This window comes from Rhizobium sp. Root149, from assembly GCF_001427345.1.
Taxonomy (GTDB): Bacteria; Pseudomonadota; Alphaproteobacteria; order Rhizobiales; family Rhizobiaceae; genus Neorhizobium; species Neorhizobium rhizoryzae.
Map to the genome: position 1 here is coordinate 571,913 of NZ_LMGD01000012.1, position 22,865 is coordinate 594,777.

The 22,865-nt window shown below is 55.5% G+C and carries 26 protein-coding genes and 1 tRNA gene; 18 read left to right on the forward strand and 9 right to left on the reverse strand.

All coding sequences use genetic code 11. The annotated features are described in order from the left end of the window. The first annotated feature begins 18 nt into the window (after window positions 1–18). The 7 genes from sufB to sufA all read left to right on the forward strand — a co-directional run bounded on the left by sufB (window position 19) and on the right by sufA (window position 6,268). Window positions 19–1,488, forward strand: a complete 1,470-nt coding sequence (gene sufB / locus ASD54_RS09575) for a Fe-S cluster assembly protein SufB (protein ID WP_062554342.1) — start codon at window positions 19–21, stop codon at window positions 1,486–1,488. 89 nt (window positions 1,489–1,577) lie between these two features. Continuing rightward, window positions 1,578–1,901, forward strand: coding sequence for a GIY-YIG nuclease family protein (locus ASD54_RS09580; protein WP_244484720.1), 324 nt, complete (start codon window positions 1,578–1,580; stop codon window positions 1,899–1,901). A 107-nt stretch (window positions 1,902–2,008) separates the two neighbouring features. Continuing rightward, window positions 2,009–2,764: a Fe-S cluster assembly ATPase SufC gene (sufC, locus tag ASD54_RS09585; protein ID WP_062554787.1), complete on the forward strand. Its 756-nt coding sequence runs from the start codon at window positions 2,009–2,011 to the stop codon at window positions 2,762–2,764. A 25-nt stretch (window positions 2,765–2,789) separates the two neighbouring features. Then, the gene (gene sufD, locus ASD54_RS09590; RefSeq protein ID WP_062554344.1) at window positions 2,790–4,064 is read left to right on the forward strand and encodes a Fe-S cluster assembly protein SufD; all 1,275 of its coding nucleotides are present in this window, start codon (window positions 2,790–2,792) and stop codon (window positions 4,062–4,064) included. A gap of 92 nt (window positions 4,065–4,156) precedes the next feature. After that, on the forward strand, window positions 4,157–5,377 hold the full coding sequence (locus tag ASD54_RS09595; RefSeq protein ID WP_062554345.1) for a cysteine desulfurase: 1,221 nt from the start codon (window positions 4,157–4,159) through the stop codon (window positions 5,375–5,377). 10 nt (window positions 5,378–5,387) lie between these two features. After that, window positions 5,388–5,768 carry an SUF system Fe-S cluster assembly protein gene (locus ASD54_RS09600; RefSeq protein ID WP_062554788.1) on the forward strand — a complete coding sequence of 127 codons (381 nt, stop codon included), beginning with the start codon at window positions 5,388–5,390 and terminating at the stop codon, window positions 5,766–5,768. 107 nt (window positions 5,769–5,875) lie between these two features. Further along, window positions 5,876–6,268 carry a Fe-S cluster assembly scaffold SufA gene (sufA, locus tag ASD54_RS09605; protein ID WP_062554346.1) on the forward strand — a complete coding sequence of 131 codons (393 nt, stop codon included), beginning with the start codon at window positions 5,876–5,878 and terminating at the stop codon, window positions 6,266–6,268. 68 nt (window positions 6,269–6,336) lie between these two features. Here sufA and ASD54_RS09610 read toward each other — a convergent pair whose 3' ends face one another. Together ASD54_RS09610 and ASD54_RS09615 are read right to left on the reverse strand one after the other, a co-directional pair. Continuing rightward, complete coding sequence (locus tag ASD54_RS09610; RefSeq protein ID WP_062554347.1) at window positions 6,337–6,981, reverse strand: GntR family transcriptional regulator; 645 nt, start codon at window positions 6,979–6,981, stop codon at window positions 6,337–6,339. A gap of 31 nt (window positions 6,982–7,012) precedes the next feature. Next, window positions 7,013–7,222: a hypothetical protein gene (locus tag ASD54_RS09615; protein ID WP_062554348.1), complete on the reverse strand. Its 210-nt coding sequence runs from the start codon at window positions 7,220–7,222 to the stop codon at window positions 7,013–7,015. Window positions 7,223–7,383: 161 nt separating this feature from the next. On the opposite strand from ASD54_RS09615, the gene ASD54_RS09620 reads away from it, so the two are divergent. From ASD54_RS09620 to ASD54_RS09630, 3 genes are all read left to right on the forward strand, one after another. Beyond that, complete coding sequence (locus tag ASD54_RS09620) at window positions 7,384–7,716, forward strand: hypothetical protein (RefSeq protein ID WP_062554349.1); 333 nt, start codon at window positions 7,384–7,386, stop codon at window positions 7,714–7,716. An 80-nt stretch (window positions 7,717–7,796) separates the two neighbouring features. After that, window positions 7,797–8,057 (forward strand): DUF2171 domain-containing protein, encoded by a 261-nt coding sequence (locus ASD54_RS09625; RefSeq protein WP_062554350.1) that lies wholly within the window; start codon window positions 7,797–7,799, stop codon window positions 8,055–8,057. A gap of 106 nt (window positions 8,058–8,163) precedes the next feature. Continuing rightward, a tRNA-Lys gene (locus ASD54_RS09630) sits at window positions 8,164–8,239 on the forward strand. Window positions 8,240–8,297: 58 nt separating this feature from the next. On the opposite strand, the gene ASD54_RS09635 is transcribed toward ASD54_RS09630, so the two are convergent. Then, window positions 8,298–8,540 (reverse strand): hypothetical protein, encoded by a 243-nt coding sequence (locus tag ASD54_RS09635; protein WP_156379144.1) that lies wholly within the window; start codon window positions 8,538–8,540, stop codon window positions 8,298–8,300. Window positions 8,541–8,869: 329 nt separating this feature from the next. Between ASD54_RS09635 and ASD54_RS09640 the strand changes: the two genes are divergently transcribed. Further along, the gene (locus ASD54_RS09640; RefSeq protein WP_156379145.1) at window positions 8,870–9,481 is read left to right on the forward strand and encodes a hypothetical protein; all 612 of its coding nucleotides are present in this window, start codon (window positions 8,870–8,872) and stop codon (window positions 9,479–9,481) included. 313 nt (window positions 9,482–9,794) lie between these two features. Here the strand turns inward: ASD54_RS09640 and ASD54_RS09645 are convergent, their stop codons facing one another. From ASD54_RS09645 to ASD54_RS09660, 4 genes are all read right to left on the reverse strand, one after another. Further along, the gene (locus ASD54_RS09645) at window positions 9,795–10,574 is read right to left on the reverse strand and encodes an amino acid ABC transporter ATP-binding protein (RefSeq protein ID WP_062554353.1); all 780 of its coding nucleotides are present in this window, start codon (window positions 10,572–10,574) and stop codon (window positions 9,795–9,797) included. Between the two features lie 12 nt (window positions 10,575–10,586). After that, window positions 10,587–11,741, reverse strand: a complete 1,155-nt coding sequence (locus ASD54_RS09650; protein WP_062554354.1) for an amino acid ABC transporter permease — start codon at window positions 11,739–11,741, stop codon at window positions 10,587–10,589. A gap of 1 nt (window position 11,742) precedes the next feature. After that, window positions 11,743–12,936 carry an amino acid ABC transporter permease gene (locus ASD54_RS09655; RefSeq protein ID WP_062554355.1) on the reverse strand — a complete coding sequence of 398 codons (1,194 nt, stop codon included), beginning with the start codon at window positions 12,934–12,936 and terminating at the stop codon, window positions 11,743–11,745. Between the two features lie 111 nt (window positions 12,937–13,047). Continuing rightward, a complete protein-coding gene (locus tag ASD54_RS09660) occupies window positions 13,048–14,070 on the reverse strand; it encodes an amino acid ABC transporter substrate-binding protein (protein WP_062554789.1) in 1,023 nt (340 codons plus the stop codon). A gap of 337 nt (window positions 14,071–14,407) precedes the next feature. Between ASD54_RS09660 and ASD54_RS09665 the strand changes: the two genes are divergently transcribed. Beyond that, window positions 14,408–15,598: a cystathionine beta-lyase gene (locus ASD54_RS09665; protein WP_062554356.1), complete on the forward strand. Its 1,191-nt coding sequence runs from the start codon at window positions 14,408–14,410 to the stop codon at window positions 15,596–15,598. On the opposite strand, the gene ASD54_RS09670 is transcribed toward ASD54_RS09665, so the two are convergent. Beyond that, the gene (locus ASD54_RS09670) at window positions 15,599–16,756 is read right to left on the reverse strand and encodes an FAD-dependent oxidoreductase (RefSeq protein ID WP_062554357.1); all 1,158 of its coding nucleotides are present in this window, start codon (window positions 16,754–16,756) and stop codon (window positions 15,599–15,601) included. 14 nt (window positions 16,757–16,770) lie between these two features. Continuing rightward, on the reverse strand, window positions 16,771–17,016 hold the full coding sequence (locus tag ASD54_RS09675; protein ID WP_062554358.1) for a zinc-finger domain-containing protein: 246 nt from the start codon (window positions 17,014–17,016) through the stop codon (window positions 16,771–16,773). Between the two features lie 153 nt (window positions 17,017–17,169). Between ASD54_RS09675 and ASD54_RS09680 the strand changes: the two genes are divergently transcribed. The 6 genes from ASD54_RS09680 to clpA all read left to right on the forward strand — a co-directional run bounded on the left by ASD54_RS09680 (window position 17,170) and on the right by clpA (window position 22,836). Continuing rightward, a complete protein-coding gene (locus tag ASD54_RS09680; protein WP_062554359.1) occupies window positions 17,170–17,949 on the forward strand; it encodes an alpha/beta fold hydrolase in 780 nt (259 codons plus the stop codon). A gap of 75 nt (window positions 17,950–18,024) precedes the next feature. Beyond that, entirely contained in the window at window positions 18,025–18,849 is an 825-nt protein-coding gene (gene cysE, locus ASD54_RS09685) for a serine O-acetyltransferase (RefSeq protein WP_062554360.1), read from the forward strand. A gap of 91 nt (window positions 18,850–18,940) precedes the next feature. Further along, window positions 18,941–19,144 (forward strand): DUF3126 family protein, encoded by a 204-nt coding sequence (locus ASD54_RS09690; protein ID WP_062554361.1) that lies wholly within the window; start codon window positions 18,941–18,943, stop codon window positions 19,142–19,144. Between the two features lie 219 nt (window positions 19,145–19,363). Beyond that, window positions 19,364–19,714, forward strand: a complete 351-nt coding sequence (locus tag ASD54_RS09695; protein WP_062554362.1) for a phasin family protein — start codon at window positions 19,364–19,366, stop codon at window positions 19,712–19,714. A 242-nt stretch (window positions 19,715–19,956) separates the two neighbouring features. Further along, window positions 19,957–20,310 (forward strand): ATP-dependent Clp protease adapter ClpS, encoded by a 354-nt coding sequence (gene clpS / locus ASD54_RS09700; RefSeq protein WP_062554363.1) that lies wholly within the window; start codon window positions 19,957–19,959, stop codon window positions 20,308–20,310. A 9-nt stretch (window positions 20,311–20,319) separates the two neighbouring features. Next, a complete protein-coding gene (gene clpA, locus ASD54_RS09705) occupies window positions 20,320–22,836 on the forward strand; it encodes an ATP-dependent Clp protease ATP-binding subunit ClpA (RefSeq protein WP_062554364.1) in 2,517 nt (838 codons plus the stop codon). Window positions 22,837–22,865: the final 29 nt, after the last annotated feature.

Consider the following 22,865-nt stretch of genomic DNA (forward strand, 5'->3'; position numbering starts at 1 on the left):
CGAGATTGGAGAATGAGTATGGCTGCCGTGCAGGAAACGATCGATCAGGTCCGCCAGATCGATGTTGACCAGTACAAATACGGTTTCGAGACCGTAATCGAAGTCGACAAGGCCCCAAAAGGTCTATCGGAAGAAATTATCCGCTTCATTTCGGCCAAGAAGGATGAGCCGGATTGGATGTTGGAATGGCGCCTCGATGCCTATCGCCGCTGGTTGACGATGGAGGAGCCGACCTGGGCGCGCGTCGATTACCCGAAGATCGACTTCAACGATCTCTACTATTATGCGGCACCGAAGAACACGCCCGGCCCGAAGTCACTGGATGAAGTCGATCCCGAACTTCTCAAGGTTTACGAGAAGCTGGGCATTCCGCTGAAGGAGCAGGAAATTCTTGCTGGCGTGGACAAGCCCCGCGTTGCCGTGGACGCTGTCTTCGACTCCGTCTCTGTCGTGACGACCTTCAAGAAGGAACTTGCCAAGGCCGGCGTCATCTTCATGTCGATTTCGGAGGCTGTTCGCGAGCATCCGGACCTTGTGAAGAAGTATCTCGGCTCCGTCGTTCCGACGTCTGACAATTACTATGCGACGCTGAATTCCGCTGTCTTTACGGATGGCTCATTCGTGTTCGTTCCTAAGGGCGTTCGTTGCCCGATGGAGTTGTCGACCTATTTCCGCATCAACGAAAAGAACACCGGACAGTTTGAGCGGACACTGATCATCGCTGAAGAAGGCGCTTACGTGTCCTATCTTGAGGGCTGCACGGCACCGCAGCGCGATGAGAACCAGCTTCACGCGGCTGTCGTTGAACTTGTGGCTCTCGACGATGCCGAGATCAAGTATTCGACGGTGCAGAACTGGTACCCGGGCGATGCCCAGGGCAAGGGTGGTATCTACAACTTCGTGACGAAGCGTGGCGATTGCCGTGGCCATCGCTCCAAGATTTCATGGACGCAGGTCGAAACCGGCTCTGCGATTACGTGGAAATATCCAAGCTGCATTCTGCGTGGCGATGACAGCCGTGGCGAGTTCTACTCGATCGCCGTTTCGAACGGCCATCAGCAGATCGACAGCGGCACCAAGATGATCCATCTCGGCAAGAACACGTCGAGCCGCATCATCTCCAAGGGCATTGCCGCCGGCGTTTCGCAGAACACCTATCGCGGACAGGTTTCGGCGCACCGCAAGGCAACGAATGCTCGCAATTTCACACAGTGCGACTCGTTGCTGATCGGCGACCGTTGCGGCGCACACACCGTGCCTTACATCGAGGCAAAGAATTCGTCGGCTCAGTTCGAGCACGAAGCGACGACGTCCAAGATCTCGGAAGACCAGCTGTTCTACTGCCTGCAGCGCGGCATTCCGGAAGAGGCGGCTATCGCTCTCATCGTGAACGGCTTCGTCAAGGAAGTCATTCAGGAACTTCCGATGGAATTCGCGGTCGAGGCGCAGAAGCTGATCGGCATTTCGCTTGAGGGTTCGGTGGGTTGATGGATGAAGCCTCGCGTTGATAGCTCTGTCGTCATCCTCGGGCTTGTCCCGAGGATCCGCTGAGGGTTGCTATGGTCGGATTCGCTTACATGATGTCCGATAAGCCGCGCGGAGTCATATACACCGGTGTTACCTCTGATCTTGCCGGGCGTGCGTGGCAACATCGAAATGAGATAACGAAGGGCCTCACCTCGAAATACAATGCCAGGCTCCTCGTTTGGTTCGAAAGGCACCCCAATATTGTGCTGGCCATCCAACGAGAGAAATCGCTGAAGCGTTATAAACGAGAGTGGAAGATAAAGCTGATTGAAGGGTTCAACCCGACTTGGCTCGATCTTTATGAGGCACTGGATCAAAGGGATAACCCATACATGCCGCACCTCAATACGAGGGAGTGGCATCACTACAATTGAACAACGGTAGATCCTCGGGACAAGTCCGAGGATGACGGACATGGAGCGCTAGAGGCGCTGAAGGAACGGACAGGCGGCTCTTTAACCGCCCTATGAAGGAAGTGATCATGCTTGAAATTCGCAATCTGCACGCACGTATCGCCGAAGACGGTACCGAGATCATCCGCGGCCTGAACCTCACGGTGAAGGCCGGCGAAGTTGCCGCCATCATGGGCCCCAATGGCTCGGGCAAGTCGACACTGTCCTACATTCTGTCTGGCCGTGAAGACTACGAAGTGACCGAAGGTGAGATCCTCTATAATGGCGAAAGCATTCTGGAACTCGATCCGGCCGAGCGCGCTGCCAAGGGCATCTTCCTGGCGTTCCAATATCCGGTTGAAATTCCCGGCGTTGCGACGATGCAGTTCCTGAAGGTTGCCATGAACGAGCAGCGCAAGGCGCGCGGTGAGGCTGAGCTTTCTACGCCTGATTTCATCCGCAAGGTCAAAGAAGCGGCTGCCGAGTTGAAGATTAACCCGGACATGCTGAAGCGTCCTCTGAACGTCGGTTTCTCCGGTGGCGAAAAGAAGCGCGCCGAAATCCTGCAGATGGCTCTTCTGGAGCCGAAGCTGTGCGTTCTGGATGAGACGGATTCCGGTCTCGACATTGACGCTCTGAAGATAGTTGCCGACGGCGTGAATGCTCTGAAGTCTCCCGACCGCGCCGTGATCGTGATCACGCACTATCAGCGCCTGCTGGATTACATTGTGCCGGATACGGTGCACGTTCTCTACAAGGGCCAGATCATCCGGACCGGCGACAAGGAACTGGCGCTGGAACTGGAAGCCAATGGCTACGCCGATATCATCGGCCAGGCCGCCTGAGCTCTCCCGCGGAAGGAAATTTGGCATGAATATGCAGGCACAACACCGCCAGACGGCGGCGGAAACTGCGCTTCTGGATAGCTATAATGCCCAGATCGGCGAATTGCCGGGCAATGGAGCTGTCATCAGCGCGCGAGACCGCCTTGTCGATGATCTCAAGACCAACGGGCTTCCCACACGTCGTGTCGAGGCCTGGCACTACACGGATCTCAAGACCTTGCTGCGCTCTATTCCCGCCAGCGGTCCTGCGAGCTCGGTGCGCAACCCGGCCCCGCTTGTCGATGCTGCGGCGCTGATCAAGACGCGTCAGGGCGAAGCGGATGGAAACGTTTCGGTTGATGGCATCGTGGTCGGTTCCTACGCGGATATGCTGCGGGAAGGGACGGCGGCACCGGGTCTTTCTGTGATCGACAAGGATGATACGATCGGCAAGATCAATGGCAGCTTCGTGCGCGATGGTTATGTCCTGGAGTTTCCAGCAGGAGCCGAGATTGCACAGCCGATCGAGATTCAGGCGCTGCATGGTGCTGGCCAGGCCCATACCCGGTTCCCGGTCAGCTTTGGCGCCGGCTCCAAGGCAACGGTGATCGAGCGGCATATCCAGACGACCGATGGCCAGGCGTTTGTCTCCTCGGTTAGCGATATCTCGCTGGAGGATGGCGCCGAGGTTACCTGGATTGTCGTGCAGGAGCAGGGCGCCGATGATACGCATCTGGCACAGGTGCGCGTGCGTGTTGGCGATAACGCCAAGCTTCGCCTGTTCGTCATTAATGCCGGTGGCAAGCTGGTGCGCCAGGAACTGCGCATTGACGTTGCGGGTGAGGGTGCTGATCTCCAACTGCGGGGTGTGAACCTTCTGGGTGGTGATACCCATACGGACGTGACGCTGGTGCTGGGGCACAACGTGCCGAACACGACGTCGACGGAAATTTTCCGCAACGTGGTGTTCGACCGCGCGCGAGGCGTTTTCCAGGGCATGATCAAGGTCGCGCTTGATGCGCAGAAGACCGATGCGCGCATGGCCTGCAATACGCTTCTGATGTCCGATGATGCCGAGTTTGCTGCGAAACCGGAACTCGAAATCTTTGCTGACGATGTACAGTGCGGCCATGGTGCTACGGTTGCCGATATCGACGACAACCATCTGTACTATTTGATGGCCCGCGGTATTCCCCGCAACAAGGCACGCGCTATGCTGGTCAATGCGTTCGTGGCTGAGATCGTGGAAGAGCTGGAAGACGAGGCGCTTGTCGAAGCGCTTGAGGCGATCATTTCCAACTGGCTGGAAAAGCATGCCTGATTGACTTTGCCGCAGGCAGGGGCGCGGGCCCTTGCCTGCGGGCGACGCAGATGATGGTGCGGCCGATTGAGCCGCCGGTGAGATAGCTGCCCATGACTTATGATGTCGAAGCGATCCGTCGCGATTTTCCCATTCTTTCCACGTCCGTTCACGGCAAGCCGCTTGTCTATCTGGACAACGGTGCTTCAGCGCAGAAACCGCAGTCGGTGATTGACGCGATCAGCCATGCTTATTCTTCCGAGTATGCAAATGTGCACCGCGGGCTTCATTACCTGTCCAATGCCGCTACCGAAGCCTATGAGGCGGCGCGGCAGAAGGTGTGTAATTTCCTGAATGCCGGATCTGTGGACAATGTGGTGTTCACCAAAAATTCGACCGAGGCCATAAACACAGTTGCCTATGGCTGGGCGATGCAACACCTGAAGGAAGGCGATGAAATCGTTCTGACGATCCTCGAGCACCACTCCAATATCGTGCCGTGGCATTTCCTGCGCGAGCGTCAGGGCGTGAAACTGGTGTGGGTGCCGGTGGATGATGACGGCGCTTTCCATCTTGATGAGTTCGAGAAGTGCCTGACTGAACGAACGCGTCTGATTGCGATCACACAGATGTCGAATGCGCTCGGCACCGTGGTTCCGGTGAAGGATGTTTGCCGTATCGCCAAGGAACGCGGCATCCGTGTTCTCGTCGATGGGAGCCAGGGCGCTGTCCATATGCCGGTCGACGTGAAGGACATCGATTGCGACTGGTACGTGATGACCGGTCACAAGCTCTACGGTCCATCTGGCATCGGTGTTCTGTACGGCAAGCCAGAGCGTTTGCACGAGATGCGCCCCTTCCAGGGTGGCGGCGAGATGATCATCGATGTCGCGGAAGATTTCGTGACCTACAACGACCCGCCGCACCGTTTCGAAGCTGGAACACCGCCTATTGTTCAGGCGATCGGGTTGGGTCATGCGCTCGACTATATCGAGAAGGTCGGCAGAGACGCGATCGCTGCGCACGAAGCTGATTTGACGGCCTATGCCAATGAACGCTTGCGGTCCATCAACTCGCTTCGCATCATCGGGAACGCACCCGGGAAGGGCGCGATCTTCTCCTTCGAGCTTGCGGGCATCCACGCACATGATGTCTCGATGGTGATAGATCGGAAGGGTGTTGCCGTTCGCGCTGGGACACATTGCGCCATGCCGCTCTTGAAACGCTTTGGCGTAACTTCCACTTGCCGTGCATCATTCGCGATGTACAACACACGCGCCGAAGTCGATGCGCTGGCCGATGCGCTGGACTATGCGCGAAATTTCTTTGCTTAGGGACGAAATGATGTCGACCGAAGAAACCATACCGAAGTGGGATGCTCGTGAGGGCATCATCCAGTCTGCCATTCCGCCTGAAGAAGTAGCCCGCCTGTCGGATGACATCATTGCGGCGCTTAAGACCGTCTATGATCCGGAAATCCCGGCGGACATCTTCGAACTTGGCCTTATTTACAAGATCGATATTGAAGACGACCGCATGGTCAAGATCGTGATGACCCTGACGGCACCTGGCTGCCCGGTGGCAGGCGAGATGCCGGGCTGGGTTGAAAACGCTGTTGGCGCGGTTGAAGGCGTTTCTGGAGTTGAAGTCGAAATGACGTTCGATCCGCCGTGGACGCCTGAGCGCATGTCGGAAGAGGCGCAGGTTGCCGTCGGCTGGTATTAACTTGTTCCGCCGATCCTTCGGAATCATTGATCCTTAAGCCTCAAGCGACTACATTCAGACCGAAACCTCCGGACCTTGAATCCGGATGTGTGAAGGAGATCAGGCCCATGGGCTTTGCAGTAATGAGCATGACAGACGCTGCCGCAGGTCGCGTCAAGGCAATCGTCGAAAAGTCAGGTCCGAATGCCAAAGGCATTCGCGTCGGAATCAAGAAGGGCGGCTGCGCCGGTATGGAATATACCGTTGATCTGGTGACCGAGCCGAACCCAAAGGATGACCTGATTGAGCATTCCGGGGCAAAGGTCTGGATCGAACCTTCCGCTGTGCTTTACCTTCTTGGTACACAGATGGATTTTGAAACGACACAGATGCGCTCCGGTTTCATCTTCACGAATCCGAACCAGACCTCGGCCTGTGGATGCGGTGAGTCAGTCGAGCTGAAGCCCGCCGATTTGGCGGCACTTGCCAAGCAGCGCGCAACAGAAAGCCCGTCTGCCTGATTCAATCGGTAACACAGCAATAGTGCAAATCAGACCTCGCGCTCGTTGCGGGGTTTTTTGTTGGCGTATCAGATGTTCTCACTCATGTAATCAAGCAGCTGCTCTGTCGCTGTCGCGGCTTCAGCACCGTTTCGCTGCTGTATTGCACGAATGATGCTGACATGAAGTGTGACCGACCGATCCATGGATGAAGTCGTTGCCGTGGAGAACCACAGCCTGCGGGCGTGCGTTTGTAGTGGCGCCAGGGAGCCGACAAGAAACTTGTTGGGGCAGGCCTCCTCTACAATCTCGTCAAAACGCTTATCGGCAGACAGGAACGCATTCACGTCTCCTGTTGCCGCCGCAGCGCCCATGTCTCGCGCGCAGTTTACCATCCTGCGACGCTGCTCTTCGTTGGCATGTGTCGCCACCAATTCTGCCGCCATGGGTTCCAGTCGACGGCGAACGCAGAGAATATCCCGATAGTCGGACGGATTGATTTCGGAGATCTGCAGCCCGATACGGGCGCGAACCGCGAGCAGACCCTGCCATTCCAGCTTCTGGATCGCTTCGCGGACAGGCGTGCGTCCATGACCGGAAAGATCAATCAACTGCTTCTCTGTCACCAGCGCGCCCGGTTTGAGTTTCAGCGTGACAATCAGGTGCTCGAGAGCCCGGTAGGCTTGGCGACTGTAGGATTCCTGTGCTGCGGGGGAGGCGTCGACTTCATCCATGGTACGTTGATATACCAGTTGGAGACGCCTCTCAACGCACCTGTTGATATATCAGTAACCAATCGTGCCATTCGTGGTGACGTGCAAGATCGGGTCCATCGTTGCTGCACGTGTCGCGTGAAATTTGCCAAAGATCATGCCGATCACCGCCGAAAAAGCGGAAACCGATTTCGCGGGCGCGTCCTGTAAGGGACACCAGCATGATGTTCATGATGCCAATGCCGTCGAACAGCAGGCTCACCGAAGTACCAAGTTTCGGATGACATGAGTCTGGGGTCTTGCATAGTTAAAAATCCGTAATGCTAGCCGTTAGTGATGTTTCGAATTGAACATTGTTGAATGAAATTTGATGAGCTAATGCTGATGGCGCCAAGATGACGAGGTGATTTAGGGGATAATTCGATGAAATTGCGACACGTTGTTGCGTTTTCTGCCGCATTTGCGGCTCTAACGTCTTCCGCCAAAGCGGAAGATCTGGTGTTTATGCTAACGAACAATACACGTTCTACGCTTGAACGCTTTTATACTTCACCTGTTGGTGTCAACGACTGGGAAGAAGACGTGTTCGGCAACGACGTTCTTCAGCCCGGTGAAAGCATCAAGATCACCATTCGCGATGGCCGGACAGTGTGCAAGTACGACATGCGCTTCGAGTTCACTGAAGATTCTGACCTCGATACCACAGAAGATACGCAGAACCTCTGCGAGCTTGGCTCCTATACCATTCATGAATAAGAGCGGCTCCCAAACGCTCTAAGGGGATCCTTTGCTGCATGAATGCGTTCAATGCAGGTAGCAGCAAAGGAGATCCAGCAATGATCGAACCAAGCCGTATCCGTGAGCATGCAGAAGTGATTGGAGCCGACGGAGTGCATGTCGGCACAGTTGATCGCGTTGAAGGTGGCCGAATCAAACTTACGAAATGTGATAGCGGCGAAGGCCGCCACGAAGGGCATCACCATTTTATTGCACTTGATTTGGTGGCTGATGTCGAGGGTGATCGCGTGCGTCTCTCAGCAAATGGCGCGGAGGCAGTCAGCTTCGAAGAAGAGCCTGATGGCAAAGGCATTCATTGAGAAAGATTGTTGTCCACAATCCAATTTTTTGCCCTTTGCGGGTTGACCGCAGAGGGCCATCTGCATATGTTCCGCCCACTTTCAAGGCGCCAAGCGCTGTTGGTGAGAGAGCATAGCTCAGCCGGTAGAGCAACTGACTTTTAATCAGTAGGTCCAGGGTTCGAATCCCTGTGCTCTCACCACTTTCTCCAAGACTTCCTGCAACATATCGATGGTGTGTTTCGCTGATGTCTCGAGATTTCAGAATGATCGGGAATATTTGAAGCGTGTTACCAGTCTAACGGTGTGATCCGCTTTGACCTCATAAAGCTCCTGATATCGGTCACCAAACTCATCCCGGACATCATAGCTAAACGAACTTCCAACGGGCGCGTTCACGATGGGTGACCGTCCCCCATAGGTGAGGCTGGCCGGAAATGGCTTTATCGAATCGGTCGTCGTCGAGCATCCGGCGAGAGCCAGGAGGATGATCAGGTATTTCATCTCAGGCATTCCTTCCATGAACGCGCCGCATCCAAGCGTCATTCATCCAACATTCAGATTTGGCGATATTCTGCCACATTACCCCTCCAAGGTCTTACGCATCTTGCTCGCTCGCGCAGCATACAGTCAGTTGAGCGCAACTCGGAAAAAAATGGGTTTGAAATGATACGCTTCAAGGGTGTCCATCCCGCTCGGCAGGAACAGCTTCAAGCGCTGGATGCCGGCGAATATCCAGTTCAGTTCACCAAAATGGCGGCATAATGCCGTTCATTCATCCTATCGCTTGCTGTCGGCCCATGATCCTGCTCGGGTTCATTGCGATTCCTCTTGTGAGCCTGCACCCAACCGTAGGCGTGGCTGAGGACAGTGGGCTGATATGGAAACCGTCGAAGCTTTCCAACACATCCTACGAAGCGAGCATTGGACTCGCTGCTCCCGATTGGACCGATGTTAGCGGCGGAGTACAGATTGGTCTTGAGAGCGAAACGCCCGGCGGACGGGTTCGTGCGCCTGTCGCGTTCTGGGCGCGGATCGTGGACCAGTCATCCAACCTTGCGGCAATCAGAGCCGCCCGTGAGGTCAATTTCGGCTATGCGACCGAGACTGGCGTGGCAGACGTAGCGATGTCCCAACAGGTGAAGCAGATCCTGACCGACAGTCTCGATATCGAGGTCAGACGACACCTTACGCTTCAATATGACCGAAACGGCAATCAGGTTGATTTTTCGGATCTGGAGCAATCACTTAAGTTAACCCATGTTCCTAGCGGCGCAGCTTTCGGCCTGCAGGTATCGGCGGAGCCAGGCCTGAGAAAGCTGAGACCAGCCGTCACCCTCGAAAAACGGTTTTCATCGCATTTGAAAGTCGTTGGTACGCTTTCCAATATAACGACCACACAGCCCAATGCTGCGGTCCGGGGACGCTATTCGATCCGCTGGTAGGGTAACATCCTGGATCGGATGCGCTACCTCTGTGCTGATTGCGTACACTGGCTGCGGCTTTGAATGCTGTGTCCGCGCTCGGCCCGAAGCTGGCCACAAGCGCTCTAGCGCCTCATTCGGTGGAGCTTTCCAGAACGAAAATGGCCGCGCCCTGGTTCAGGTGCGCGGCCTTATGTCTTTCGACTTGATAAAGAGGCATTTTCGATGCCTCCGTTGCCCTTGGGGACATTTCAAGCGAGATCTGGATCGCTCAAAATGCTACCAGTTCCCGTCACTCGATGCAAAACCACTCACGCGGTTCTGCTGGAGTGCGCTAGTGAAGGATCTGGCTCAGGAAGAGCTTGGTCCGTTCGTGCTGCGGATTATCGAAGAACTCTGCCGGTGAGTTCTGCTCGACAATCTGACCCTGGTCCATGAAGATAACCCGGTTTGCCACCTGGCGGGCGAAGCCCATTTCGTGGGTGACGCAGAGCATGGTCATGCCCTCTTCAGCGAGGCTGACCATGGTGTCCAGGACTTCCTTGACCATTTCCGGGTCGAGCGCCGATGTCGGCTCGTCGAACAGCATGATCTTTGGCTTCATGCAGAGCGAACGAGCAATAGCAACGCGCTGCTGCTGGCCGCCGGAAAGCTGTCCGGGATACTTATGAGCCTGCTCCGGAATCTTGACGCGCTTGAGGTAGTGCATCGCAATTTCTTCCGCGTCCTTCTTGGGCATCTTGCGGACCCAGATCGGGGCAAGCGTGCAATTCTCGAGAATTGTCAGATGCGGGAAGAGGTTGAAATGCTGGAAGACCATTCCAACTTCGCGGCGAACCTCATCAATCTTCTTGAGATCATTCGTCAATTCGATGCCGTCAACGACGATCTGGCCAGATTGATGCTCTTCCAGTCGATTGATGCAGCGGATCATCGTGGACTTACCGGAACCGGACGGGCCTGCGATGACGATACGTTCGCCACGCATGACCTTCAGGTTTACATCTCGGAGGACGTGGAAGTCTCCGTACCACTTGTTCATATTGCTGATCTGAATTGCGACGTCGGTGTCGGAGACCGCCATGGTCGCGTTCTTGGTGTTCTGTGCGGACATGAAATTCTCCTATTAACGCTTGTGACCGGTATCGAGATGACGCTCCATGAAGAGCGAGTAACGTGACATCCCGAAGCAGAAAATCCAGAACACGAAGCCAGCAAACAGATAGCCGGTGACCGGGGTTACGGGCGTAGCCCAGTTCGCATCAGACTGGTTCAGGGTCACGATGCCGAGCAGATCGAACATACCGATGATCGATACCAGCGAGGTATCCTTGAAGAGACCAATGAAGGTGTTGACGATACCGGGGATGACCAGTTTCAGGGCCTGAGGCAGGATGACAAGGCGTGTCTTCTGCCAGTAACTCAGGCCAAGCGAGTCGGCACCTTCATATTGTCCGCGTGGCATAGCCTGCAGACCACCGCGTACCACTTCCGCCATGTAGGCTGATGCGAAGATTGAAACACCGATCAAGGCCCGGAGCAGTTTGTCGAACGTCCAGCCATCCGGCAGGAACAATGGCAGCATGACGCTGGCAAAGAACAGAACCGTGATCAACGGTATGCCACGAACGACCTCGATGAACAGGATGCAAAGCATCTTGATGGCCGGGAGGTTCGACCGTCTTCCCAGAGCCAGGAGAATACCGAAGGGCAGGGACACCGTGATCCCGAAGAAGGACAGGACCAGGGTGACCATGAGGCCGCCCCACAGCTGCGTTTCGACATAAGGCAGACCAAACCCGCCAGTCAGCAGGAAGAACGATACCGTTGGCAGAACGATGAACAGCGCCAACGCATTCCAACCCTTGAACGGTGCCTTGGGGATGAGCATCGGAATGAGGAGGAGCGTGAAGGCAACCATGACGGTGATTGGACGCCAGCGTTCCTCAAGCGGATAGCGACCGAAGATAAACTGCTCGAACTTCGCCGAAACGAAAGCCCAGCAGGCACCATATTGACCATCTGGCAGGGCACCGCCCTGCGACACTGTCGTGCAGGCTGTGCGGTTTTCGCCAGTCCAGACCGCATCGATGAAGACGAAGCGGAAAATGGAAGGAAGAATGTAGGCCAGCAATGCAATAGCAAGAATGGAGAAGATGATATCGCGGGGTGTCGCGAACAGATTGACCTTCAGCCAATGGCCAATGCCTTTTGCATTCGATGGCGCTTCGCGCGCGGCGACCATTTCCTTACGAACGTAGGTAAAATCAACATTCGCCATCTTATCTCTCCACCAATGCCATCTTGGCGTTGAACCAGTTCATGAACAGCGCTGTCGTCAGCGAGAGTGACAGATAGATAACCAGCCAGATCGCGACGATTTCAACCGCCTGTCCTGTCTGGTTCAGCATGGTCCCGCCAACCGCAACGATGTCAGCGAAGCCAACCGCGACGGCCAAAGACGAGTTTTTCGTAAGGTTCAGGAACTGGCTTGTGAGCGGCGGAATGATGATCCGCATCGCCTGGGGAACAACGACAAGGCGGGTAATGATGTTGGCACGCAGACCAAGGGCATTGGCAGCCTCCGTCTGACCCTTCGGTACCGCCTTGATGCCGCCGCGAACGATTTCCGCGATGAACGAGGCTGTATAGAAGGACAAAGCCAGGTAGAGCGAGATGAATTCAGGTCCGATACTGGTTCCGCCAGACAGATTGAAGCGACCAGCAACGGGGTAGTCGAAAGTCAGCGGCGCGCCAAGAGCCAGGAAAGTAACAGTCGGCAGCAGGATGATCAGGCCAAGAGAGGTCCATCCCGACCGGAACTGCTGACCGGTCCTTGCCTGTCGCGCACGTGCCCATTTGACAATGACGATGGAAGCGACGATCGCAACGCCGAGGGCCGCAACAATCATCCATGAGCCTTCGCCCCAGATTGCCTTCGGGAAGAACAGGCCACGATTGTTGAGGAAGCCGCCGAGTGGCAGCGCAACGGAATCACGCGCCTGCGGAAGGATTGCGATAACCCCCTTGTACCAGAAGAAAATGACCAGAAGGGGTGGAATATTGCGGAAGATCTCAACGTAGGCCTGAGCCAGCTTCGCCAAAAGCCAGTTGTGGGACAAACGTGCGATACCAACCAGGAAGCCGAGAATGGTTGCGGTGATGATACCGAAGAACGCGACTTGCAGCGTATTCAGCAAACCGACGAGGAGCGCACGACCATATGTCGAGTCGCTGTTATATTCGATAGCCTGTTGACCGATGTCGAAACCTGCCCGCCCCTGCAGGAAGCCGAAACCAGATGCAATGTTGGCTTTCTCGAGATTGTGGATCGTGTTCTGGGTGATGATCCAAACGAACAGGGCAACAGATGCCACTGTTACGACCTGGTAAAATATTCCGCGCGCTTGCGGGTCATAAATCAGCGAAGAAAAACTCTTTCGAGGTTTCCCTGAGCTGAGCGCGTCGCCTGCCATGGGTATTTTCCCTCTTACATGCTCTTTTGAGCTTTTTGCCCTTTACGGGAATTGTTTAAGCCGAAGGCGGAGATTGCTCCGCCTTCGGTATTGGTCAAATCTGTCGCTCGATTAGCGGATCGGCGGGCCGTACTGCAGGCCGCCCTTGGTCCACAGTGCGTTGATGCCACGCTTGATTTTCAGCGGGCTGCTCGGGCCGACGTTGCGCTCGAACACTTCGCCGTAGTTACCAACCTGCTTGATGATGTTGTATGCCCAATCATTCGTCAAACCGAGGTCTGTACCGATCTTCGTGCCTTCTTCGGCACCGAGCATGCGCTTGACGTCCGGACCGCCGGACTTCTTCATCTCGTCAACGTTCTTGGAGGTGATGCCGAATTCTTCAGCATTGACCATGGCGTAGTGAACCCATGAAACAACGTCGAACCACTGGTCGTCACCCTGGCGAACGGCCGGTCCGAGCGGCTCCTTGGAGATGACTTCCGGCAGAACTTCGTTTTCGTCCGGGTTCTTAAGCTTCAGACGGATGGCGTACAGGCCGGACTGGTCGGTCGTGTAAACGTCGCAACGGCCAGAGTCGTAGGCGCTGGTGGCGTCAGCTTCTTTTTCGAAAACCACCGGGTTGTACTTCAGGTTGTTTGCCTTGAAGTAGTCGGCGAGGTTGAGTTCGGTCGTGGTACCCTGCTGTACGCAAACTGCGGCGCCGGACAGTTCGAGCGCAGACTTGACGTTCAGGCCCTTCTTAACGATGAAGCCCTGGCCGTCGTAGTAGTTGACTGTCCGGAAGTTGAAACCGAGCGACGAGTCGCGGCTGATCGTCCAGGTCGTGTTGCGCGTCAGTACATCGACTTCTCCCGACTGCAATGCAGGGAAGCGGTCCTTACTGGACAGAGCAACGATCTTGAACTTCGATGCATCACCGAACACAGCTGCAGCGATGCCGCGGCAGTAGTCGATGTCGATACCGGACCATTCGCCCTTGTCGTTCGGGTTAGAGAAGCCCGGAATACCATTGCTACCGCCGCAGGTAACGAAACCCTTAGCCTTCACATCGGCAAGCGTGGCAGCGGATGCAGCCGAGGCGAAGCCCAGGACTGCCGCGCCAATCGCGGCTGACAGGATTGTCTTTTTCATTTTCCCAACCTTTGTCTGTTTGTTTTTTAGCATGTTTATCCCGCACCATGGCGCAGGACCGGCTCGTAAGGCCTCCCGAAGCGAGCCGCGCCTATCACAGTCGGAAATCTTCGCGAGGGTCAAGTCTCACACTTTATATTAGCGCCCAAAATTCGACAAATTTCGCTGAGCTGCTGATATATTAGGCTGGTTGTGCGTTTTTGCGCAGGCGTTGCCTCTTATTCGGCCAGCATCCATCGCAATTTTGCATGACTTCAGTGAGCGTTTTCGTATGTTGACGCGGCACCTGTGGATAGCCACAATGATGAGGCTATCATATTAGAAAGCTTCAGGTTTCATGAGTAGAAATAAAGCAGAATCTGACACATTGGGTACGAGTACCCGGCTCGTTCATCTCGGAAATGACCCGCACAGTTTTCACGGCTTCGTCAATCCGCCCATCGTTCGGGGATCGACTGTGCTGTTTCCCGACTGCGCAACAATGGAGAGCCGCAACCAAAAGTACACTTACGGGACCCGTGGTACCCCGACGACAGACGCTCTGTGCGAGGCACTGAACGCGTTGGAAGGGGCTGCCGGGACAGTCCTCGTTCCCTCTGGCCTCGCGGCGATCACCGTTCCTTTCCTTGCATTTCTCTCTTCGGGAGATCATGCGCTCATTGTCGATTCCGTCTATGGACCGTGCCGTTATTTCTGCGACACGATGCTGAAGCGTCTGGGCATCGAAGTGGAATATTACGATCCAGAAATCGGCGCTGGCATCGAAGCGCTTCTTCGACCCAACACGCGCCTGGTGCACACGGAGGCTCCAGCCTCGAACACATTCGAGATGCAAGACATTCGAGCGATCTCGGATGCTGCACATCGGCATGATTGCATCGTGACGATGGACAATACATGGGCAACGCCGCTCTATTTCCGTCCGCTGGATTTTGGGGTCGACGTTTCTATCCATGCGACGACTAAGTATCCGTCTGGTCATTCCGATATCGTCATGGGTTCCGTATCTGCCAACGCTGCTGCATGGCCTCGGCTCCTGGAGGCGCAGACCGCACTCGGTATCTGCGGTGCGCCTGAGGATTCCTATCTGATTTTGCGGGGCTTGCGTTCCATGGCGGTGAGGCTCGACCACCATCAAAACAGCGCGCTTGCGGTTGCCCATTGGCTTGAAGGCATCGATGCAGTCGAACGTGTTTTGCATCCTGGCCTCGAGAGTTTCCCGGGCCACGAGATCTGGAAGCGTGACTTCAAGGGGTCTTCCGGCGTCTTCTCATTCGTACTGAAGGCGGCCACGCCCGATCAGTTCAAGCCAAAAGCCCACGCTTTCCTGAATGCCTTGTCCCTTTTCGGTCTTGGCTATTCCTGGGGCGGCTATGAGAGCCTGGCGCTGCATGTGAATCTCAACGACCGAACAATCAGGAAAGCGCCTTCGGCCGGACCGGTGATTCGTCTTCAGATAGGCCTTGAAAACATTGAAGATCTGAAGAGGGACCTGGAAGTGGGGTTCAGAGCCGCTGCGGCGGTTTGATCAGGCGCCGTAGCCGTAAAGCCAATCAAGGTCTGCCGCGAGTGATTGCGGCGGACGCAACGACAAGACCAAGTCCCGTCCAAGCCGGATCGGCCCGCCGGCATGGTAGACGAAACGGTTGAAGTTACCTCGTGCCTTAACTTTGGCAGCGCGTCGCTGGCGGACACTCTCAAATTGGCTCAGGGCTGATGCAAGCGGCAGCGTTGTGACCGTCTGCGCCAGCTCCCAGGCGTCTTCGATTGCCATGGCAGCGCCTTGTGCCGCAAACGGCATCATTGCGTGCGCTGCATCACCGATCAGAACTTTCGAAACGTGATCGGTCCAGGCGCCGGCGCCCAGTTGGTAGAGGGGCCAGAAACGAGGATCTTCTGCCGTTTTCAAAAGCTGCCGGAAAGCCGGATGCCACCCCTTGAATTCTGCCAAAAGAAGCTTCTTCTGATCCGGCGTCGAGTGAGCGTTCCAGGTGTGACCGGGTGAAACGCCAGCGGCAATGGCAACAATGTTGAACTGGCGAACCTCCTGAAGCGGATAGCACACGGCATGAGCCGAACGTCCAAGGAAAGCCTGCACGCTTCTGTTGTCGAGAAAATCCGGAGCCTCCGAGAAGGGAATAGTGAAACGCCACGCGATATTGCCGGAAAAGTCTGGCTCCGGCGACTTGTCGATCGTTTCGCGTACAGCAGACCATACGCCATCAGCGCCGATGATCAGATCGGCATTCGCTCCAATCATATCACTCATCTCTCTGGCGGTGGCACCATCAATGCGTTTGCCGAGGTAGATCGTGCAGTTCTCCTGGGCGTTGCAAGCATCGCGAAGAGCATTCTGCAAGGTGGAACGATGCAGCACACCATAAGGCGCCTTCCATCTCTGACGAGCGGATTGGCCGACGGGGACCTGACCCAGCAGTTTCAGTGATTTTCCGGAGTTCAGCGACACGCGTTCCGGCTCAGTCCACACTTTTTCGAGTGCGGACAGGACACCCAGCCGATCCAGTATGCGTGATGCGTTCGGCGATATCTGAAGCCCGGCTCCAACTTCTGCCAGATAGGGTGCCTGTTCAAGCACATGCACCTGAACGCCGCGCCGAGCGAGCGCGAGCGCCGCAGTCAAGCCAGCCATACCGGCACCAATGATTGCGGCGGTCTTTATCGTCATCGGTTCTGCTAACGTCAGGCTGCCTTGACGTGGAATACGCAGCCAGCGGGGATCGTTTCGCCGGATTTCAGGGACGCGTTATAGCGATAAAGTGTCGAACAATAGGAACATACCTTTTCGTTCTCATCGCCCATGTCGATGTAGATATGCGGATGATCGAACGGCACATTAGCGCCCGTGCACATGAATTCCTTCACGCCCACTTCAATGACCCTATGTCCGCCGTCGTTCTGGAAATGAGGGATACCGTGACCGGCCATGATAGTCTCCAACGTTTTTCTGTTGCCGGGACATTATCCATGCCGCAGCAGATTGTGTAGAGGGAAAGCCCTACTGAGCTTAAATTCCTGTGTTCTCTCTTGGAATTGACAGGTATTTGGACCTATGTTCCGGCCGCAATAGGAAATTTCTCGATGAACCTCAACACGCCCAGCTTTACCCGCTTTTCACATGACGGTCTTTCGATAGCCTATTTCGATGAGGGGCCGCATGATGTCGAGGCCGTGATTCTCATTCATGGCTTTGCTTCGAGTGCGAATGTGAACTGGGTCTATCCTGGATGGTTGAAGACGCTCGGGGAGGCTGGCTACCGAGTGATCGCGCTGGATAATCGCGGCCATGGCGCCAGCGACAAGCCGCTCGATCCGGAGGCCTATCGCCCCTGGATCATGGCGGATGATGCGGTTGCTCTTCTGGATCACCTCGAGATCGAAGCGGCTCATTTCATGGGCTATTCGATGGGGGCGAGGATCTCGACCTTCGCTGCGCTCAACCATCAGCAGAGACTGAAATCCCTGGTGCTTGGCGGCCTCGGGATCGGATTGACGGATGGCGTCGGAGATTGGGACCCTATTGCCGATGCGTTGCTGGCGCCCGAACCGGACGCGATCACGCATGAGCGTGGCAAGATGTTTCGTGCCTTTGCCGATCAGACAAAGAGTGACCGAACAGCGCTTGCTTCCTGTATCAGAGGATCGCGGGATCTTGTCGATCGGGCCGCTGTGGCGTCCATCAAGGTGCCAACGCTCATCGGGGTGGGGACCAAGGATGATATTGCCGGTTCGCCGCACGAGTTAGCCGATCTGATGCCGAATGCGCGGGCACTGGATATTCCCAACCGCGATCACATGCTTGCCGTTGGGGACCGTATTTTCAAAGCTGCGGTGCTCGATTTCTATAATGAAATAGGGTGAAAGCCGGTCAGGGCCTCGGGTGGTTTTTTTACCCGACGTTCTATATAGTAGATCCATCGATAGGGGTTGGCTCACATGGTTGCTCGCACTGAAATTCGCTCAAACGACCAGGTCGCCTCGGTAGATCCAATCTGGGACACCTTGAAGTCTGAAGCAGCTATCGCGGCGGAGCGTGACCCCCTCTTGGCGGCCTTCATTTATTCGACCGTTCTAAACCACCGTACGCTGGAGGATTGTGTCATCCACCGCATTTGCGAGCGGCTGGATCATGCCGACGTGAAGGCCGTTCTTCTGCGTCAGACGTTTGAAGAAATGATGGTTGACTGGCCCGAATGGGGCTCCATCGTGCGCGTCGATATTCAGGCCTATTATGATCGAGATCCGGCATGCACGCGGTTTCTTGAGCCCGTTCTCTATTTCAAGGGCTTTCACGCGATCCAGACTCACAGGCTGGCGAACTGGTTGCTGAAGCGGGATCGTCGCGACTTTGCGCTTTATCTGCAGAGCCGGGCTTCCAGTATTTTTCAGACCGACATCAACCCGGCTGCGCGCATCGGCAAGGGGATTTTCCTGGATCATGCCACGGGGCTTGTGGTCGGCGAGACGGCTGTCATCGGAGACAATGTCTCAATCCTTCACGGTGTGACGCTGGGTGGAACGGGCAAGGAAGGTGCGGACCGGCATCCAAAGATCCGGCACGGCGTTCTGATTGGCGCGGGTGCGAAGATCCTTGGAAACATCGAGGTCGGGAATTGCTCTCGTGTTGCTGCGGGCTCAGTTGTTCTAAAATCGGTTCCGGCCAATTCTACCGTCGCTGGCGTGCCCGCCAAGGTGGTGGGAGAGGCGGGTTGCTCTGAGCCATCCCGGGTCATGAACCAGATGCTTGCTGCCGAGGACTAAGACCCCCGTTGGTGGACGGAACTGTCTTTACTTTCGTCTGTTTCCCGTGCCAAAAGCCCGCAGCCTTAATGAACACGACGGAGAATGACCGGTGAAAGCTGACGAAATCAAGAAACTCGACGCCTACTTCAAGCGCGTCTTCAATCCCTCGATGTCGGTCAAGGCTCGTCCGCGCAAAGATGACTCCGCTGAAGTTTACGCAGGCGACGAGTTCCTGGGCGTGGTTTACGTCGATGACGAAGACGATGACCGTTCGTATAATTTCTCTATGGCGATCCTCGACGTGGATTTGTGATCCGATCCGATTCGGATCCGCAACGATTGGAATCAATTTTTCCTGTCGGTTGAGTGACGTTTCTCGTAATACTTATCTCTGGTAGAGTTGTGGGCGGGCAGTGTTGCCCGCTATTTTTTTGTCTTTTTCCATTGCATTTCGCAAGTGCGAAGGAATTTCGCTTGACTTTCGCAGTGCGGAATCATTGACTTCGGGCTCAATTTGTCCAGGAGGTGGGAAATGTTGAATATCGAAGAAGCCAATCGCAAGAGCAAAGAAGCTGTCGATGGCGTTCTGAAGAGCTATTCCGAAGTCGCTAAGAGCTGGCAGGCGATTGCGACGGAAACGGGCGAGTTTTCGCGCAAATACATGCAGGACGCGACATCCTATTTCGAGCAATTGATGGGTGTTCGCACCATCGAGGCAGCTCTCGAGTTGCAGACCAACTTCGCGAAGTCTTCTTACGAGACTGCTGTGGCGCAAACCAGCAAGTTGACAGAATTGTATTCCGAACTGGGCAAGACTCTCGTCAAGCCATTGGAAGCGGCAGCAAGCCAGTCAACATCCGTCTTCACGAAGACGACCCTGTAATCGGATCGAGTGAATCTTACGTATCATGGCCGTCGCGACACGTCGCGGCGGCTTTTTTCGTTTGCGCTCAGGTCTGGGCAAGCCAGTTTTGGTAGGGTAGCCAGATCGGGTCGAGGAATAGTGATTGCGTGGGATTTCAGGGGGCTTAAAATCCCGACACGGTGAACTAAATATGTATGACTGATGTCTGGTTGCGATGAACGACACACCTGAATTCGCCAGACAATGGGGAAGAATGAAAGATGATCGCAAAGCCGATCTTGATGCAGGACGATGGAAACGAAAACGGTAATCGGGCCAATCGCGGCACGTCTGTTATCACGCGTACCCAACCCAAAACGAAGCGTCCCAATCTGTACCGCGTTCTATTGCTGAATGACGATTACACGCCAATGGATTTCGTCATTCACATTCTGGAGCGATTTTTCCAGAAGGACCGTGAAGCGGCCACTCGCATCATGCTGCACGTTCACAATCACGGTGTGGGCGAATGTGGTGTCTTTACATATGAGGTTGCTGAGACGAAGGTAAGCCAAGTCATGGATTTTGCCCGCCAGCACCAGCACCCGCTGCAATGTGTCATGGAAAAGAAATGAGGAACCCACGTGCCAACTTTTTCGCCTAGTCTTGAAAAGGCGCTGCATCAGGCACTGACTTTCGCCAATGAGCGGCACCACGAATATGCGACGCTGGAGCATCTGCTGCTGGCGTTGATCGATGATGCCGATGCGGCGGCCGTTATGGGTGCTTGCAACGTCAACCTCGACGTTCTGCGCAAAACCGTCTCCGATTACATCGATAACGATCTCGCAAACCTCGTGACCGGCTATGATGAGGACTCGAAGCCGACTTCCGGCTTCCAGCGGGTCATTCAGCGAGCCGTCATTCACGTGCAGTCCTCCGGCCGTGAAGAAGTGACAGGCGCCAATGTACTGGTCGCGATTTTTGCTGAACGGGAAAGCCATGCCGCATACTTCCTGCAGGAGCAGGAAATGACGCGCTATGACGCGGTCAATTACATCTCTCACGGGATTGGAAAGCGTCCAGGGTCTTCGCAAGTTCGCACGCCTCGCGGCGCCGAAGAGGGCGAAGCCGAATCCAAACCGGGTCGTGAGCAGGAAGAGGGAAGTGCAAAGAAGGCTCAGGATGCTCTGACCGCCTACTGCGTCAACCTGAACGAAAAAGCCAAGAATGGCCGGATTGATCCGTTGATCGGGCGTCATTCGGAAGTGAACCGTACCATCCAGGTTTTGTGCCGCCGCTCCAAGAACAACCCGCTTTACGTGGGTGATCCTGGGGTAGGCAAGACCGCCATTGCCGAAGGTCTGGCTAAGCGTATCGTTGAAGGCAAGGTGCCGGAAGCGCTTGCGGATGCCACAATCTTCTCGCTCGACATGGGCACGCTGTTGGCCGGTACGCGTTATCGTGGTGATTTTGAAGAGAGATTGAAGCAGGTCGTCAAGGAACTGGAAGAGTATCCGGGTGCCGTGCTCTTCATCGACGAAATCCACACGGTAATCGGAGCCGGTGCGACCTCCGGCGGGGCGATGGATGCTTCCAACCTCCTGAAGCCAGCCTTGTCTTCAGGTGCGATCCGCTGCATCGGTTCGACGACCTACAAGGAATATCGGCAGTTCTTCGAAAAGGATCGCGCACTCGTGCGCCGCTTCCAGAAGATAGACGTGAATGAGCCTTCGATCGAGGACGCGATCGAGATCATGAAGGGCTTGAAGCCCTATTTCGAGGAGTATCACAAGCTCCGCTATTCCAACGATGCGATCAAATCCGCAGTCGAGCTTTCGGCTCGCTACATCTCGGACCGGAAGCTTCCGGACAAGGCGATCGACGTGATCGATGAAACTGGAGCAGCTCAAATGCTGCTTCCGGCATCGAAGCGCCGCAAGCTGATCACGGAAAAGGAGATCGAGGCCACCGTTGCTACGATGGCTCGTATTCCGCCCAAGACCGTATCCAAGGATGACGAGGCGGTTCTTGCCAACCTCGAGAAGGAATTGCGGTCGGTCGTCTATGGTCAGGACAATGCGATCGAGGCGCTTGCAACCGCAATCAAACTTGCGCGGGCGGGCTTGCGCGAGCCGAACAAGCCGATTGGTTCCTATGTCTTTTCCGGCCCGACAGGCGTCGGCAAGACGGAGGTAGCCAAGCAATTGGCGGCGTCTCTGGGCGTGGAACTGCTCCGTTTCGACATGTCGGAATACATGGAGCGCCACACGGTTTCGCGCCTGCTCGGAGCGCCTCCCGGCTATGTCGGTTTCGATCAGGGTGGTCTGTTGACGGATCAGGTCGATCAGCATCCGCATTCGGTCGTGCTGCTGGACGAGATCGAAAAAGCACATCCAGACATCTACAACATCCTATTGCAGGTGATGGATCACGGCTCGCTGACGGATCACAACGGCAAGAAGATCGACTTCCGCAATGTGATCCTGATCATGACGACGAACGCTGGCGCGTCGGAGATGGCGAAAGCGGCGATCGGCTTCGGTTCTTCGAAGCGGACCGGTGAAGACGAGGAGGCTCTCAACCGACTGTTCACGCCGGAATTCCGCAACCGTCTCGATGCGACCATACCGTTTGCGCCGCTGCCAACGGAAGTCATCCATCAGGTCGTCCAGAAGTTCGTCATGCAATTGGAAAGCCAGCTTTCCGAGCGCAATGTCACCTTCGATCTGCATCAGGATGCCATCGCTTGGCTGGCGGAAAAGGGCTACGACGAGCGCATGGGTGCACGGCCACTGTCTCGTGTCATTCAGGAGCATATCAAGAAGCCGCTTGCGAATGAGATCCTGTTCGGTGCGCTTCGCAAGGGTGGTGTCGTTGAGGTCACTGTCGGCAAGAAGGAAGACGGCAAGGATGGTCTGGTTCTCAAGTCCATTCCCGAAGCCGTTCCGGTGAAGCCTAAGCCTGAAGCAGAGGTCGAGGAGGCTGCCGAAGACAGCGGCTCTTCGAAGCAGAAGACTTCGAAAGCCAAGGCATCCACGAAGCCCGACACAAAGGAAAAGACGGTGAAGCCGAAACTTCAGGATGGAGATGTCATCACTGACGAACCGGCCAAGCCGCGCAAAGGAAGTACGGTGCCACGGGTTCCAAAAAAGAAGTAACTCGACTGGGTTACCGATGCCGGGGATTT

What these genes read in the sequence shown, in the direction of transcription:
- sufB (WP_062554342.1), top strand. Translation starts at nt 19, where the DNA reads ATGGCTGCCGTGCAGGAAACGATCGATCAGGTCCGCCAGATCGATGTT.
- ASD54_RS09580 (WP_244484720.1), top strand. Translation starts at nt 1,578, where the DNA reads ATGATGTCCGATAAGCCGCGCGGAGTCATATACACCGGTGTTACCTCT.
- sufC (WP_062554787.1), top strand. Translation starts at nt 2,009, where the DNA reads ATGCTTGAAATTCGCAATCTGCACGCACGTATCGCCGAAGACGGTACC.
- sufD (WP_062554344.1), top strand. Translation starts at nt 2,790, where the DNA reads ATGAATATGCAGGCACAACACCGCCAGACGGCGGCGGAAACTGCGCTT.
- ASD54_RS09595 (WP_062554345.1), top strand. Translation starts at nt 4,157, where the DNA reads ATGACTTATGATGTCGAAGCGATCCGTCGCGATTTTCCCATTCTTTCC.
- ASD54_RS09600 (WP_062554788.1), top strand. Translation starts at nt 5,388, where the DNA reads ATGTCGACCGAAGAAACCATACCGAAGTGGGATGCTCGTGAGGGCATC.
- sufA (WP_062554346.1), top strand. Translation starts at nt 5,876, where the DNA reads ATGGGCTTTGCAGTAATGAGCATGACAGACGCTGCCGCAGGTCGCGTC.
- ASD54_RS09610 (WP_062554347.1), bottom strand. Translation starts at nt 6,981, where the DNA reads ATGGATGAAGTCGACGCCTCCCCCGCAGCACAGGAATCCTACAGTCGC.
- ASD54_RS09620 (WP_062554349.1), top strand. Translation starts at nt 7,384, where the DNA reads ATGAAATTGCGACACGTTGTTGCGTTTTCTGCCGCATTTGCGGCTCTA.
- ASD54_RS09625 (WP_062554350.1), top strand. Translation starts at nt 7,797, where the DNA reads ATGATCGAACCAAGCCGTATCCGTGAGCATGCAGAAGTGATTGGAGCC.
- ASD54_RS09635 (WP_156379144.1), bottom strand. Translation starts at nt 8,540, where the DNA reads ATGAAATACCTGATCATCCTCCTGGCTCTCGCCGGATGCTCGACGACG.
- ASD54_RS09645 (WP_062554353.1), bottom strand. Translation starts at nt 10,574, where the DNA reads ATGTCCGCACAGAACACCAAGAACGCGACCATGGCGGTCTCCGACACC.
- ASD54_RS09650 (WP_062554354.1), bottom strand. Translation starts at nt 11,741, where the DNA reads ATGGCGAATGTTGATTTTACCTACGTTCGTAAGGAAATGGTCGCCGCG.
- ASD54_RS09655 (WP_062554355.1), bottom strand. Translation starts at nt 12,936, where the DNA reads ATGGCAGGCGACGCGCTCAGCTCAGGGAAACCTCGAAAGAGTTTTTCT.
- ASD54_RS09660 (WP_062554789.1), bottom strand. Translation starts at nt 14,070, where the DNA reads ATGAAAAAGACAATCCTGTCAGCCGCGATTGGCGCGGCAGTCCTGGGC.
- ASD54_RS09665 (WP_062554356.1), top strand. Translation starts at nt 14,408, where the DNA reads ATGAGTAGAAATAAAGCAGAATCTGACACATTGGGTACGAGTACCCGG.
- ASD54_RS09670 (WP_062554357.1), bottom strand. Translation starts at nt 16,756, where the DNA reads ATGACGATAAAGACCGCCGCAATCATTGGTGCCGGTATGGCTGGCTTG.
- ASD54_RS09675 (WP_062554358.1), bottom strand. Translation starts at nt 17,016, where the DNA reads ATGGCCGGTCACGGTATCCCTCATTTCCAGAACGACGGCGGACATAGG.
- ASD54_RS09680 (WP_062554359.1), top strand. Translation starts at nt 17,170, where the DNA reads ATGAACCTCAACACGCCCAGCTTTACCCGCTTTTCACATGACGGTCTT.
- cysE (WP_062554360.1), top strand. Translation starts at nt 18,025, where the DNA reads ATGGTTGCTCGCACTGAAATTCGCTCAAACGACCAGGTCGCCTCGGTA.
- ASD54_RS09695 (WP_062554362.1), top strand. Translation starts at nt 19,364, where the DNA reads ATGTTGAATATCGAAGAAGCCAATCGCAAGAGCAAAGAAGCTGTCGAT.
- clpS (WP_062554363.1), top strand. Translation starts at nt 19,957, where the DNA reads ATGATCGCAAAGCCGATCTTGATGCAGGACGATGGAAACGAAAACGGT.